Genomic DNA, 14198 nt, shown 5'->3' on the forward strand with positions numbered 1-14198 from the left:
ACGGCCAGTGCCGGACGGACTATGACCCCGACGAGCCCTCGAGCCAGGCAGTCATGCGCCGGAGGCTGGACTGGGCGCCCGGGTTCTCCGGCTCGTTCAGGTGGCCGTGCCGGGTTCCCGGCTCTTGGCAGACCGTGACATCGACGCCAGCCAGCGCGAGTTCCGCCGCAAAGGCCTGCCCCGACGCGCGCAGGCTGTCGTGCTCGGAATTCAGGACGAGCGTGGGCGGCAGGCCGGCCAGATCGTGACCGCCGGGGAACGCATAGGGATTGTCGAGCCCGGCTGGGTCGCCCACGTAGTTGAGGTTCATCGCCCGCACATCGTCGGGCTCGAACCGTGCGTCAGCGGGCAGCACCGCGATCTTCTGCGCGAGTTCGTTGCTGGGTTCCGGCAGGACGCTGTGCACGAGCGGGTAGGCCAGCAGCAGCGACGCCGGCTGTGCGCCGCCGGCGTCCCGCAGCCGCAGCGCCACCCCCGCGGCGAGGGCGCCTCCCGCACTCGCCCCGCCCAACGACAGCCGGTCGGCGTCGATGCCGTACGCGGTCGCCTGATCGGCGGCCCAGCAGAAGGCCGCGGCGACCTCCTCGGACGCCACCGGAAAGAGCACCCCGTCGCGGGCCGGTTCGCTGTCAGTCAGGGCCGCCGACACCGGTGCCAGCCGATATCCGACGCTGATCACGGTGATGCCGCGCGCCGCGAGCTGTTGGGACACCCAGTGCGCCTCGGGCATCTCCAGGTCGCCCCACGCGAAGCCACCCCCGTGCGCCCAGACCAGTGCCGGGCTCTGTTCCGACCCGGCGGCGGCGCGATAGACACGAATCGGGATGGCACCGTACGGGCCGGTAATCGTCAGGGAATCCATGGCTCTGATCCTCCCAGCTGCTGCCGTACCGGCGGCCACTCGACACGCTCGCGACCCGCGGGGTCAGGACCGGGCGCGGCGGCCGAGCTTCGTTGCGGCGTAGAGCAGGCAGCCGACCGCGACGATGATGCCGCTGCGCAGCCAGACTTCACCGCTCTGCTGCGTGAGCAGAATGAGGCAGGAAAGCGCGCCCAGAATTGGCAGCACGCTCCAGGCCCGGAAGTGCTCGTGTTCGACCTTCTCCCGGCGGAGGACAAGAACGGCGATGTTCGCGCTGAGGAACACCAGCAGCAACAGCAACACCACGGTCTCTGCCAGCGTCGCGATACTCCCGGTGGCGGTGAGCACCATCGCGAGGGCCGTGGTGACCACGATCGCCACCCACGGTGTGCCCCGGCCCGGCAGCACCTTGGCGAACACCGACGGCAGTAGGCCCTGCACACCCATCCCGTAGGCCAGTCGGCTGGACATGATCATGGTGAGCAGCGCACCATTCGCAACCGCCACCAACGCGATCAGGCTGAACAGCCAGGCCGGGATGCCCACGCCCGTTGCCTGGATGACGGTGAGCAGCGGACCGGTGGATTCCTTCAGGTCGGCGGCCGGCACGGCCACCGATGCCGCCGTGCCCACCAGCAGGTACAGGATGCCGGCCGTCGCCAACGCGCCGAACAACGCCTTCGGGTACACCCGCGATGGGTTCTTGACCTCTTCGATCACGTTGGCGCTGGTCTCAAACCCCACAAAGGAGTAGTACGCCAGCAGCGCGGCACCGAAGACCGCAATCACCGGGTTCGCGGTGGATTCGAAGGTGACCGCCCGGCTGAGGTCTCCCCCGCCGCCGGAGAACATCACGGCGACCGCGACGACGACGAGCACCAGGCCGGTGGTCTCGATGACTGTCATCACCAGGTTCGCCCGCACCGATTCCTTGATGCCCCGGGCGTTGAGCAACCCGGCGGCGGCGAGGAAGAGCACCGCGCCGAGCACCGGCGGAATGTCGATGAACGTGCCGAGGTAGTCTCCCGCGAACGCGAGAGCGAGGCCGGCGGCGCTGACCACGCCGGCCGCGAGCATGCAGAAGCCGACGAGGAACGCGATGAGCGGCTTCTTGTAGGCGCGTTCCGCGAACACTGCGGAGCCTCCCGCCCGGGGGTACTTCGTGACGAGCTCGGCATAGGACGCCGCGGTGAGCAGGGCGAGGCCCAGGGCGACGAGCATCGGCACCCAGGTCACGCCGCCGACCTCGCCGGAGATCTGGCCCACCAGCGCGTAGATGCCCGCCCCCAGCACATCGCCCAGGATGAACAGGTACAACATCTTGCCGGAGATGTTGCGCTTGAGTGCCGGCTGGGTTGCGCCTTCTCGCGGGTCGGTGCTGGCGTTTTGCTGTGTCATTCCGATACTTTAACCCGCGCCGCCCATCCCGTGGCTACCGAAAAGACCGAACGAAATCGACCCAGCTTTGCGGGCAACTGTTACCGCACCGGACAATTGTGGCCGGTGTGCCGGCCACAATTGTCCGCACGGGGAACAGTTGGCGGCGACGCGGGTCCGTCAGCCCGCGGCGTGGGCGGCGAGCTTGGCGGTGAAGTCGGAGAACAACAGCCGCAGGTCGAGCCGGGTGTACACCCGCATCGGCCGGGGACCCTGCCGCGGGATGAAGTCGTACGACCCGTCGGCGCGGATGCGCGGCACCGTGCGGGTGACGTACGCACTCGACGAGGGGTCCGCCGCGAACGAGGACTGCAGCGCAGTCAGCAGCACGAGCGGGCTGTCGCCCAGGATGTACGTCTCGCCGAGCGGCGGGCCGTCGGCGCCGACTATCGCGGCAACCCCCGCGAGGGCGTCGTAGAGGTGCGATCCGATGGCGCCGTGCGGTCGAACATCCGTGAGCAGCTCGGCCCAGGAGAAAAGCGCCTGCCGGTACGCATCCCGGGGCACCTGCCAGATCGGCATGAACGAGTCGAAGATCACCCGGGCGGCGGAGATGTCGATGGCCAGGTTGTATTCCGGGCCGTGCGTTCCGGGCGGCGGCACGGCCAGGCCGTCGTGCTCCGGCCCGCCGATCCAGACCAGGGTGAGCCGGGTCGCGATGCGCGGCTCGAACAGGTACGCGCTGGCGATCTCGGTGAGCCCGGCCCCGCAGGCCACGAACAGCGGCAGATCGGTGTCGGTGCGCATGGCCTCGGCGATGATCGCATCCGTAGCCGCGGAGCGAACCGGCGAGAGCGGGTCGGTCATGCCCAGGTTGGACCCGGCCAGCACGGGGATCGTGCCGGCGCGGCCGAGCAGCTCGAGCACGGTGCGGGCGGCCTCTGCGGCGTTGTCGGCGGTCTGCTCGGACGGGTCGAACGGGTCGCCGGGCCTGAGGTGCGACCCGATGATCGCGCGGATCTCCACGGAGGGCGACAGGACGTGGTGGGCCAGCTGCACCAGGCCGTCGGGATCGCCGGAGAAGTCGTTGTCGATGATCACTCGGGCGCGCGGTTGCACGACCCGGCGCAGCTCGGTCTCGAATGAGGTCAACGCCGGCACCTTCCCTGAGGGGGTTTTTCTGACGAGTGTAGTGGTCGCGGCGGTGCGGCTCGCGGCACGTGTTCGGGGTCGCGGCACGGGGTCGATCCCGCGGCACGTGTTGGGGATCGCGGCAGGTGGGAGAACACCTGCCACCGGAAATGCCACGTGCCACCGCACTCGCGTCGTGCCGCCGGGACAACGGCGTGCCACGAGAACCGGTGCGGCTACTGCGGCGCCATCCGGATGCCGCCGTCCAGGCGGATGGTCTCGCCGTTGAGCATCGGGTTCTCCACGATGTGGCGCACCAGGGCGGCGTACTCGGCGGGGTCGCCGAGCCGGGCCGGATGCGGCACCTGGGCGCCGAGCGACGCCCGGGCTTCGGCGGGCAGGCCCTGCAGTAACGGGGTGTCGAACAGTCCGGGCGCGATGGTCACGACCCGGATGAGCGAGCGCGCGAACTCCCGAGCCAACGGCAAGGTCATCGCCGAGACCCCGCCCTTCGATGCGGCATAGGCCGCCTGACCGATCTGGCCGTCGAACGCGGCGACGGATGCCGTATTCACGATGACGCCCCGCTCCGGGGTTCCACCCGCCGCGGTTGCTCCCACAGCGTCCACCGGCTCGGTGGCCTGCATGGCCGCGGCAGCCAGGCGCACCATGTTGAAAGTGCCGAGGAGGTTCACCCGCAGCACCCGTTCGAAGTCGGCCAAGGCCATCGGGCCCTGCCGGCCGACGGTGCGCGCCGCGGGCGCGATGCCTGCACAGTTGACCACGATCCGCAGTGGGGCCACGGCTCCGGCGGCCTCGACCGCGGCCTGCACATCGGTCTCCACGGTGACATCCCCCGGCAGGAATATCGGCGACCGCGGTGCAGAACCTGGCGCCGCAGCCAGCTCGGCCGCCCGCTCTGGGCCCGCCGAACTCGCGAGGTCGAACAGCACGACGTGCGCGCCGGCCTCGTGCAGGGCCCGCGCGGTGGCCAGTCCGAGGCCGGAGGCGGCGCCGGTGACGAGTGCGGAGCATCCGTTTATGCGCATCAGAGTCGTTCGATGATGGTGGCGTTGGCCATGCCGCCGCCCTCGCACATGGTCTGCAGGCCGTAGCGACCGCCGCCGGACTCGAGGGTGGCGAGCAGGGTGCCCAGCAGCCGGGTGCCCGAGGACCCCAAAGCGTGACCGAGGGCGATCGCGCCGCCGCTGGCGTTGAGCTTCTCGAGGTCGGCGCGCAGTTCGCGCTGCCAGACCAGCGGCACGCAGGCGAAGGCTTCGTTGACCTCGTAGGCGTCGAGGTCGTCGATGCCGAGGCCGGTGCGGGCCAGGATGCGCCGGGTGGCGGGGATCACGCCGGTGAGCATCAGCAGCGGGTCACTGCCGGTGACCGCGAAGCTGTGGAACCGAGCCCGGGGGGTGAGGCCGAGCGCGGCGGCGCGGCTGGCGCTCATGATCAGGGCGGCGGAGGCGCCGTCGGTGAGGGGCGAGGAGTTGCCGGCGGTGATCTGCCAGTCCACCTCGGGGAACCGGGCGGCGAGCTCGTCGGTGCGGAATGCCAGCGGCAGCTCGGCGAGGGTCTCGACGGTGCTGCGCCGCCGGATGGTCTCGTCGCCGATGACCTGGCGGCCGTCGGGCAGGGTGACCGGCAGCAGCGTCGCATCGAAGTCGCCTCGCGCGGCGGCCTCGGCGGCGAGCCGGTGTGAGCGGGCGGCGTACGTGTCGAGTTCGGTGCGGGTGAGACCCCATTTGGCGCTGATCAGCTCGGCGGAGACGCCCTGACCGACCAGGCCCTGCGGGTAGCGGGCGTGCATCAGGCGGCCGTGCGGGTCCTGGCTGATGATCGCGGATGCGGGCGAGCCCCAGCCCTCGGAGCGGCCGGCCGCGTCGGAGCCGCCGGCCGGGGTGGGTCCGCCCGCGGAACCCAGCGGGATGCGGCTCATCGATTCGACCCCGCAGGCGATGACGATGTCATAGCTGCCGGCGAGCACACCCTGCGCGGCGAAGGTGGCGGCCTGCTGGCTGGAGCCGCACTGCCGGTCGATGGTGGTGCCGGGCACCGATTCGGGAAACCCGGCGCTGAGCAGCGCGGTGCGGGTGATGTTGGTGCTCTGCTCACCCACCTGGGTGAGGCATCCGCCGATCACGTCATCGACCAGGGCCGGGTCAAGGTTATTGCGGTTGACCAGGTCCTTCAGCACCCCGGCGAGCAGGTCGGCCGGGTGCACCCCGGAGAGCGCACCGCCGGGCTTACCCCGGCCGGACGGGGTGCGGACAACATCGACGATGACAGCATCATTGCTCATGGCTCCAGCCTATGGGTCCTGGTGAGATCCCGGCCGATGCACGGTGAGCACGTGCGCAGACACGCCCTGCGCACGATGGCTCCGGGTCGCATCCAGCAGCAGCGCCGACCCGGGCGCGGCCTCGGCCCCGTTCACCCGCACGGTGCCGCGCAACGCGAGCAGCAACTGCGCCCCGGCAGGCAGTTCGGCCTGGGGCGTTAGCGTGCGGATGCTGAACTCCGGCGGTTCGGCGGCGACGGCGAAGGTCAGGACGACGAGGGAACTCGCCCCTGGCGGCCTGAGTTTGGGCCGTTCGAAACACACCGTGGCGGAGCGCACCGGCATGACGTGCGCGCGGCGCAGGACCCGGTTCGATTCGCTATTGCGCACCGCAACCTGCGGGCCGGCGAGGCCGACCACATAGTGGTGGGTGCCAATGGGTCCGACCAGCAGGCCGGCGGAGTCTTTGATCTCGACCACGCGGAGCTGCCAGCGCAGCGTCAGGTCGTGGTCAAGATCGGCCCAGATCTCGCGGGCGCTGCCCCTCCCCTGGTCCAGGGGCTGGCGGGGCAGGTCGGCGAACCGGATGACGCGGGGCGGAGACTGGTCCGCCTCCACGCCGTCATCCTCTTCTGCCGGGATGCTCATCGGTCGTCACGGTCGGGCCGGCCCGGCCCGCCGGGTGCCGACACAAAGATGTGCTGGATGGTTCGCATTTCAACCATCCAGCACATCTCGGTGTTACGAAGGACCGGTTGCTCAGGCCTTGCTGTCGACGAGGACGTAGCCCTCTTCACCGTGCATCACGGAGTCGATGCCGGCGATCTCGTCTTCGTTCTTCACGCGGAAGCCGATCGTCTTCTCGATCGCGAAGGCGATGCCGAAGGCGAGGACGAACGAGTAGGCGAGAACGGAGAAGGCCGCGATGGCCTGGACGAGCAGCTGGGTGCCGTCGCCGCCCAAGAACAGGCCGGTGCCGTTGGCGAAGAAGCCGAGGTAGAGCGTGCCGATCAGGCCGCCGACGAGGTGGATGCCCACGACGTCGAGCGAGTCATCGAAGCCCAGCTTGAACTTGAGGTCCACAGCGATCGCGCAAACCGCACCGGCGAGGACACCGAGCACAATGGCCCAGATCGGCTGCAGGGAGGCACAGGCCGGGGTGATTGCGACGAGTCCGGCGACGGCGCCGGATGCGGCACCGACCGACGTGGGCTTGCCGTCGCGGATCTTTTCGACCACGAGCCAGGCGAGCAGGGCGGCAGAGGGTGCAGCGATGGTGTTGACGAACGCGAGGGCCGCGGTTCCGTCGGCGGCCAGCTCGGAACCGGCGTTGAAACCGAACCACCCGAACCAGAGCAGACCGGCGCCGAGGAGCACGAAGGGCGGGTTGTGCGGAACGTGCACGCCCTTCTGGAAGCCGACCCGCTTGCCGAGCACCAGGGCGAGGGCGAGGGCTGCGGCGCCGGCGTTGATGTGCACCGCGGTACCACCGGCGAAGTCGATCGCGCCGAGGCCGAAGACCGACTGCAGGCCGTGGGTGATCCAGCCGCCGTAGGAGAAGCTGCCGTCCTCGGCCAGGCCGAAGTTGAAGACCCAGCTGGCGACCGGGAAGTAGACGACCGTCGCCCAGATCGCGGCGAAGATCATCCAGGAACCGAACTTGGCGCGGTCGGCGATGGCGCCGGAGATCAGCGCGACCGTGATGATGGCGAAGGTGGCCTGGAACGCGACGAAGGCCAGCGGCGGGTACATCGCGCCCTCAGGGGTTTCCAGCGCGGCGGTCAGGCCGATGTTGGACCAGTCGATCGCCCACGGCGCGACGGTGCCTTCGGATGCCGGGAACGCGATCGCGTAGCCGTAGATGACCCAGAGCACGCCGATCAGCCCGAGGGCACCGAAGCTCATCATCATCATGCTGATGACGCTCTTGGCCTTGACCAGCCCCCCGTAGAAGAACGCGAGTCCTGGGGTCATGAGCAGGACGAACGCTGCGGAAATCAGCAAGAAAGCTGTATTGCCTTGATCCATTGGAAAAACCTCTCTGCACGGACGCAGCGGCTCGCGTCGGGTAAGACATACCCTGACAGGGCTGTGTTACACCCTCGGCAAAGCTCTGTTTCGAACACGTTGCAGAGAGCGCCCCTGTGTAAACAACAGATGACGTGAGGCTCAGAGGTCGGCGAGAGTCAGCTGGAAAGTGCCCACATCGCGACGGCGCTGGCCGCCGCCACGTTAAGGGAGTCGATGCCGTGTTTCATCGGGATCTGCACCACGGCGTCCGCCGCGGCGAGCGCCTCGTCGGTGAGCCCCTCCCCCTCGGCGCCGAGCAGCAACGCCAGCCTGGCGTGCTGGTCGCCGTGGAAGTCGCGCAGGCTCACCGCATCCGGGGTGAGCGCCAGGGCGGCGACGCGGAAGCCGTGCTCGGTGAGCAGCCGCCGGGTGCTGGGCCAGTCACCCACCCGGGTCCACGGCACCTGCAGCACGGTACCCATCGACACCCGGATGGCCCGACGGTAGAACGGGTCGGAGCAGCGCGGGGTGACCAGGATCGCGTCGGCGCCGATCGCGCCGGCGGAGCGGAAGATGGCGCCGACGTTGGTGGGGTCGGTGACGTTCTCCAGAATCAGGATGCGCCGGGCCTCCGACAGCAGCGCCGCCGGGTCCGGCAGCGCGGGCCGGTGCATCGCGGCGATCAGGCCACGGTGCAGCACGTAACCGGTGAGCTCCGTGAGCAGCTCCCCCGCGCCCACGAACACCGGCACGTCGTCGCCGACGAGAGCCCGGGCCTCGTCGAGGGTGTTCGCCAGGGTGAGCACCGACCGCGGCCGGTGCCCCGCCCGCAGCGCCCGCTCGAGCACCAGCGCGGACTCGGCGATGTACAGGCCGTGCTCGGTGCCGCGCGCCTTCTTCAGCGCCACATCCGTGGACTGGGTGTAGTCGGCCAACCGTGGGTCGCTCAGCTCATGAATCTCGATTATCGGCACCCCAAAAGCCTACCGACGCCCACCCCTCCCTAAACCGTGCGCGAAAGCGGTCACCTGGTTGCGTCAGCCCGCTGAGGTGACCGTGTGACCGCTTTCGCGAGATCTTGTCTAGTCGTAGTCGGCGAAGGGGTCGGGGGTGAGGGTGTATTTGGTGGAGAGGTACTCGTGGATGCCCTCTGAACCGCCCTCCCGGCCGAGGCCGGACTGCTTGACCCCGCCGAACGGGGCGGCCGCGTTGGAGACCACGCCCATGTTCAGCCCCATCATGCCCGTCTGCAGCCGCTCGATCATGCGCTGCCCGCGGGCGAGATCCTGGGTGTACACGTAGCTGACCAACCCGAATTCGGTGTCGTTGGCGATGCGCACGGCATCGTCTTCGTCGTCGAAGGGCACGATCGAGAGCACCGGTCCGAAGATCTCTTCGCGCAGGATGGCGCTGCCCGGCTTCACCCCGCTGATCACGGTGGGCTCATAGAAGGTGCCGGCCCGGTCCAGGGCGCGCCCGCCGGTGAGTAGGGTCGCGCCGCGGCCGAGGGCGTCCTGCACGAGGGTGTCGGCCTTGGCCACGGCATCCGCGTTGATCAGCGGGCCGATCTTGACGCCGGTCTCGGTGCCGCGGCCCACGGTGAAGTCGGTGACGGCCTCGGTGACCCGGCGGGCGAACTCGTCGGCGACGGATGCCTGCACGATGAACCGGTTGGCGGCGGTGCAGGCCTGGCCCACGTTGCGGAACTTCGCGGCCAGGGCGCCCTCGACGGCGCGGTCCATGTCGGCGTCCTCGAAGACCAGGAACGGGGCGTTGCCGCCGAGCTCCATCGAGGTGCGCAGAACGTTCTGCGCGGACTGCTGGATGAGCTTCTGGCCGACGCCCGTGGAGCCGGTGAAGCTCAGCTTCCGCAATCTGGGGTCGGCGATGATGGGCGCGGACACGGCCGCCGACGTAGAGGTGGTGAGCACGTTCACCACACCGGCGGGCAGGCCCACCTCCTCGAACAGCTTGACCAGGTACAGCGTGGTGAGCGGGGTGAGCTCGGCGGGCTTGATCACGACGGTGCAGCCGGCCGCGAGCGCTGGCGCGATCTTGCGGGTCGCCATAGCCAGCGGGAAGTTCCACGGGGTGATCAGGAAACTGGGTCCGACCGGGTGCTGCGACACGATCATGCGCCCGGTGCCCTCGGGGTTGGTGCCGTAGCGGCCGGTGATGCGCACGGCTTCCTCGCTGAACCAGCGCAGGAACTCGCCGCCGTAGCCGACCTCTCCGTAGGCCTCGGCGAGGGGCTTGCCCATCTCCAAGGTCATCAGCAGCGCGAACTCGTGCTTGCGTTCCTGCAGCAGTTCGAAGCTGCGGCGCAGCACCTCGCCGCGCACCCGCGGCGGGGTGGCGGCCCAGGCCTCCTGGGCTTCGACGGCGGCGTCGAGGGCGGCCAGACCGTCGGCGACGCCGGCGTCGGCGATGGTCTTGATCACCTTGCCCGTGGACGGATCGTGCACGGAAAGGGTGTTCCCGTCGGCGGCGGGCACCCACTGCCCGTTGATGAACAGCTCGTTGGGAACGTGCTGGAGTAGTTCTGCTTCGGTTACGTGCGCCACAAATGCCTCCTGTGAAGTCGTCGACCTCAATCTACTCGGGTGCCCCGGCCGGACCCCGAATCGACGGCGATTGTCAGGCGTGCCGACCACTGTCGTCGGCGTACCGGGTCAGGAGCCGCGCGAACTCGAGACGATCGGCGTCGGTCCAGGCCGAGGTGATCTGTTCGAAGGTCTCGCGTTGCAGGCGGCTGAAACGATCGCGGAGCTCGACACCTGCCGGCGCCAGTCTCAGCACGGTCCGGCGCCCGTCGGCAGCGGATGCGGCGCGCTGGAGGTAGCCGGAATCAATGCAGTCGGTGACCATGCGGCTCGCGACCGACGGATCCACGTTCAGCTGGTCGGCGACGGCACCGACAGTCATCTCCCCGTCTGCTTCGTCGACCACGTTGATGATGAGGTTGCGGGTGAGGTCGCGCTTGGTCATACCGTGGTCGGTCAGCGCTTGATTCGTGCGGCGGCGCAGGCGCGAGAACGCGGCACCGACGTCATCGAGGAGAGCGTCTGGGGTTTTGTTCGGATCCACACCCCGAGTCTAGCCTTACATGCGTGTTTGCATATCCATGCTGTTATGCACATACTTGTGAGTGCGCATCCATTTGAGCTGCCGCAGAACATCAAAGGAGACCTCGTGTCCGTCACCGCCATCATCCATGCACGTGTTTTCGACGGTGAGAACACCACCGAGAATCAGACCGTCATCATCGACGGGTCCACAATCGTCGGCGTCGGCGGGCCCGTCCCGGCCGGGGCACAGATCGTCGATGCGACGGGCGCGACCCTGCTCCCCGGCCTGATCGACGCTCACGTGCACACCTCGCCGGACTCGCTCAGGCTCGCTCTGGCCTTCGGCGTGACCACCGAGCTGGAGATGCAGGGCACGTCGACCAGGTTCAATCGCGCGCACATCTCCGCCGACGACACGCTGGCGGATGTGCGCTCGGCCGGCTTCGGGATCACTCCCCCCGGTGGCCACCCCAGCGAGCTCTTCCCCAAGGGTGACCGCCCCACCGACGACGACGACCCGGAGCCGGCCGACGGAGCCCCGGCCTTCGTGATGCCGTTCTCCACGACGCCGGCCGAGGCCGTCGCGTTCATCCCACAGCTGCTGGCCGGCGGGTCGGACTACATCAAGTTCATGGTCGACGACGGCAGCGTCGAGGGCCACCCCGGACTGCCCATCCTGGATCAGGCCACCCTCGACGCCGGTGTCGCGGAAGCACATCGCCTGGGAGCGCTCACCGTTGCGCATGCGCTCACCGTCGACGCCACCCGGATGGCCATCGACGCCGGCATTGACGGGCTGGCGCACCTGTTCATGGACCGCCCGCATACCCCGGAGATCATCGATGCCATCGCCGAATCGGGTGCTTTCGTGGTCGCCTGTGTGGTCCTGAACGCATCCATGATGGGCATCAGCGGCGCGGAATTCGCTGCGGACCCCCGGGTGCACATGAAGCTGAGCCCCGAATGGCTCACCACCATCCAGGCCAGCTTCGACCGCTACCCGCAGGGCCGGCTCGGTGACGTGCTCGCGTCGGTGAAGGCCCTGCACGAGGCCGATGTCGACCTGATCGTGGGAACCGACGCATCCGTTGCCGTGCCGTTCCTGGGCGGACTCGCCCACGGAGCCAGCGTGCACCACGAACTCCAGCTCCTCGTGCAGGCCGGGCTGACCCCCGCCCAGGCCCTCACTGCTGCGACATCCACCCCCGCCCGACGCTTCGGGCTCAGCGACCGCGGCCGGATTGCCGAGGGTCTGCGGGCCGACCTGTTGCTCGTCGACGGGGACCCGACAACCAACATCTCCGACACGCTCTCCATCCGTTCGGTGTGGCGGAACGGAACAGCCGCCGTCTGATCACGACGGCGGGTGCGTCACTCCAGGGGCTCGGCGGCGACGCGACGGTCGGAGGGCAGGATGCCCAGGCACAGCAGGAGGGCAATCAGCTGCAACGTCCCCGACACGAAATAGAGCGTGTGCAGGAATGAATACACCGGCAGCAGTGCGACCTCCACGTAGATCCAGATGATCATGCCGAAGCCGGCGACCCCGGCCGCGGCGGTGTACCAGGGCTGCCGCCCGTGCTGCCCGAGCACGGCGAGCGCCTGCGTGCCGCCGATGACCACCAGCAGGATGAACCCGGGGATCACGTAGGAGTCGAACGGGGTGCCGGCGAGCCAGCTCATCGGCATCCCCATCCCGTTGCCCACGATCAGGCCGAGCCCGCCGCCCAGCGCTGACAACAGGTTGAACCAGCCCATGACCAGCAGCGCCAGCCACCACAGGCGACGTGGTCGGGGCCGGTCGGTGCCGGGCACGGCGGGGCGGACGGATGCGGGATGGGACGCCATATCGCCATCCTGATCCCCCGGCGTGCGGGTCACAATCCCCCGCCCGGGTGGCGCGACATCAGTCGCGGTGCGGGCTACAGGCCGGTCAGGGTGCCGCGCACTATCGAGTCACCCGAGTGGGCCGGGTTGCCGTCGGCGGGTTCGGCCGAGACGTCCACCACCGGGAACTCGGCCAGGTCGAGGTCCGCCGGGAGGCTGAACCGGCCGGTCGCGCCGTCGAGCAGCCCCACACTGACCAGCCCGGTGGCGTCGGCGGTGAGCAGCCACACCTCGCGCAGCCCCTCGTTGCCGGTATCGTCGGCCAGGTCCACCACGACCTCGCGGCGCCCGTCCGCGGACTCCTCCACCGAGGCACTGCCGCTGGCCGTCCAGCCGGGCAGCGCGTCCAGTTGCGCCTGGGCGAGTACGGTCTCCGCGGCCGGTTCGCGGGTCGACTGCCACCAGACCCCGCCCACGATGCCGCCGACGATGCCGACCGCGCAGGCCGCCGCGGCCACGGGCAGCCAGACGCGACGGCGCCGGTGCTGGTCCAGCTGCACAACGGGCGCCTGCTCTCCTGCCGGTTCGGCGCCAGGGCGCTCTGTCCCGCTCGCGGCGCCCGCGGCAGGTCCGACACCAGGGGTCGTGTGCTTTGTCAGGTCGCCGCCGGCCAGGTCCCCGCCGGCCAGACCGGCCGCCGCGAGGTCGACCTCCGCCAGCCGCGGCGGCGCAGCCACCGCGGCGGAGAAGCCGAGGGCCGAGTGGATGCGGCCCCAGACGGCATCCGCGGGTTCGACCAGCTCGACGCTGCCGGCGCTGCGGCCGATCAAGACGGTGCGGCGCAGCGCATCCAGCTCGCCGACGCAGCCCGGGCAGGCGGCCAGGTGCTCGCGTTCGGCGGGAGTGAGGTCGAGCTCGGCGAGCGCGACGAGGGCGAGCGTGTCGCGGTCAAGATGCGTCATCGTTCGCCTCCAATCGAGTGCGCAAGCGGGTAAGGCTGCGGCGGATATGACTTTTCACGGTGCCGAGCGGCAATCCGAGGCTATCGGCGATCTGCACGTGGGTGAGGTCCTCGTAGAACGCGAGTCGCATCACACGTTGCGGCACCGGTTCGAGGCGGTTGAGCTCCTCGCCGATCAGCAGCCGCTCGGCCACGTCGGCGGACTCATCAACCGTGTACAGGTCGGCCTCGTCCACGAGGGACTGTTCGAGGCGCCGCCGCCGGGCGCGGGCGTCGTGCGCGTCGGCGATGGTATGCCGGGCGATGCCCACGATCCAGGCGGGCAACGCCGCCCGACCCTCGTCGAACCCGTGCCGGCCGCGCCACGCGGCGATGAACACCTTCTGCGTCACGTCTTCGGCCTCACCGGTGTCGCCGAGCGAGCGCACCGCCAGGGTGTACACCAGCGACGACCAGCGCGCGTAGGCCTCGGCGAGGGCGTGTTCGTCGCCCGCGCGAAACCCCGCGATCAGGTGGGCCTGGTCACGATCATCGTCGGTGCTGTTCGCAAAGGGGGTGCTCACGTCAACGTGCTGCCTCCGGGATCGGTACCGTGTGGTGCGGGTGTCCATCTCAGCACTCACGACCCGATCGAACCGGCCCGCGAGTGCGACCAGCATAACCACCCCCGGCCTCTGT

14 protein-coding genes are annotated in these 14198 nt (G+C 69.5%); 1 reads left to right on the forward strand and 13 read right to left on the reverse strand.

Annotated features, from left to right (window positions below):
• Positions 1-19: 19 nt before the first annotated feature.
• The 10 genes from E3T22_RS16425 to E3T22_RS16470 all read right to left on the reverse strand — a co-directional run bounded on the left by E3T22_RS16425 (position 20) and on the right by E3T22_RS16470 (position 10751).
• On the reverse strand, positions 20-862 hold the full coding sequence (locus tag E3T22_RS16425; RefSeq protein ID WP_088455214.1) for an alpha/beta hydrolase: 843 nt from the start codon (positions 860-862) through the stop codon (positions 20-22).
• 63 nt (positions 863-925) lie between these two features.
• Positions 926-2260 (reverse strand): APC family permease, encoded by a 1335-nt coding sequence (locus E3T22_RS16430; protein WP_134481217.1) that lies wholly within the window; start codon positions 2258-2260, stop codon positions 926-928.
• Between the two features lie 159 nt (positions 2261-2419).
• Positions 2420-3391 (reverse strand): nucleoside hydrolase, encoded by a 972-nt coding sequence (locus tag E3T22_RS16435; protein WP_198414931.1) that lies wholly within the window; start codon positions 3389-3391, stop codon positions 2420-2422.
• Between the two features lie 215 nt (positions 3392-3606).
• The gene (locus E3T22_RS16440; RefSeq protein ID WP_134481216.1) at positions 3607-4419 is read right to left on the reverse strand and encodes an SDR family NAD(P)-dependent oxidoreductase; all 813 of its coding nucleotides are present in this window, start codon (positions 4417-4419) and stop codon (positions 3607-3609) included.
• Complete coding sequence (locus E3T22_RS16445) at positions 4419-5675, reverse strand: thiolase family protein (RefSeq protein ID WP_134481215.1); 1257 nt, start codon at positions 5673-5675, stop codon at positions 4419-4421. The genes E3T22_RS16440 and E3T22_RS16445 overlap by 1 nt, the downstream gene beginning before the upstream one ends.
• Before the next feature lie 9 nt (positions 5676-5684).
• The gene (locus E3T22_RS16450; protein WP_134481214.1) at positions 5685-6302 is read right to left on the reverse strand and encodes a hypothetical protein; all 618 of its coding nucleotides are present in this window, start codon (positions 6300-6302) and stop codon (positions 5685-5687) included.
• 111 nt (positions 6303-6413) lie between these two features.
• A complete protein-coding gene (locus E3T22_RS16455) occupies positions 6414-7682 on the reverse strand; it encodes an ammonium transporter (RefSeq protein ID WP_088455208.1) in 1269 nt (422 codons plus the stop codon).
• Between the two features lie 158 nt (positions 7683-7840).
• Complete coding sequence (locus E3T22_RS16460; RefSeq protein ID WP_134481213.1) at positions 7841-8638, reverse strand: RNA methyltransferase; 798 nt, start codon at positions 8636-8638, stop codon at positions 7841-7843.
• Positions 8639-8746: 108 nt separating this feature from the next.
• Positions 8747-10228 (reverse strand): NAD-dependent succinate-semialdehyde dehydrogenase, encoded by a 1482-nt coding sequence (locus tag E3T22_RS16465; protein ID WP_134409437.1) that lies wholly within the window; start codon positions 10226-10228, stop codon positions 8747-8749.
• Between the two features lie 73 nt (positions 10229-10301).
• Positions 10302-10751, reverse strand: coding sequence for a MarR family winged helix-turn-helix transcriptional regulator (locus tag E3T22_RS16470; RefSeq protein ID WP_198414929.1), 450 nt, complete (start codon positions 10749-10751; stop codon positions 10302-10304).
• A gap of 105 nt (positions 10752-10856) precedes the next feature.
• Between E3T22_RS16470 and E3T22_RS16475 the strand changes: the two genes are divergently transcribed.
• On the forward strand, positions 10857-12086 hold the full coding sequence (locus E3T22_RS16475; protein WP_134481212.1) for an amidohydrolase family protein: 1230 nt from the start codon (positions 10857-10859) through the stop codon (positions 12084-12086).
• 17 nt (positions 12087-12103) lie between these two features.
• Here E3T22_RS16475 and E3T22_RS16480 read toward each other — a convergent pair whose 3' ends face one another.
• The 3 genes from E3T22_RS16480 to E3T22_RS16490 all read right to left on the reverse strand — a co-directional run bounded on the left by E3T22_RS16480 (position 12104) and on the right by E3T22_RS16490 (position 14083).
• Positions 12104-12580 carry a hypothetical protein gene (locus E3T22_RS16480; protein WP_134481211.1) on the reverse strand — a complete coding sequence of 159 codons (477 nt, stop codon included), beginning with the start codon at positions 12578-12580 and terminating at the stop codon, positions 12104-12106.
• A 74-nt stretch (positions 12581-12654) separates the two neighbouring features.
• Positions 12655-13521, reverse strand: a complete 867-nt coding sequence (locus tag E3T22_RS16485) for an anti-sigma factor domain-containing protein (protein ID WP_134481210.1) — start codon at positions 13519-13521, stop codon at positions 12655-12657.
• On the reverse strand, positions 13508-14083 hold the full coding sequence (locus tag E3T22_RS16490; protein WP_240632366.1) for an RNA polymerase sigma factor: 576 nt from the start codon (positions 14081-14083) through the stop codon (positions 13508-13510). Before E3T22_RS16490 ends, E3T22_RS16485 begins: the two co-directional genes overlap by 14 nt.
• Positions 14084-14198: the final 115 nt, after the last annotated feature.

This window comes from Cryobacterium sp. TMB3-10, assembly GCF_004402305.1.
Lineage (GTDB): Bacteria > Actinomycetota > Actinomycetes > Actinomycetales > Microbacteriaceae > Cryobacterium > Cryobacterium zongtaii.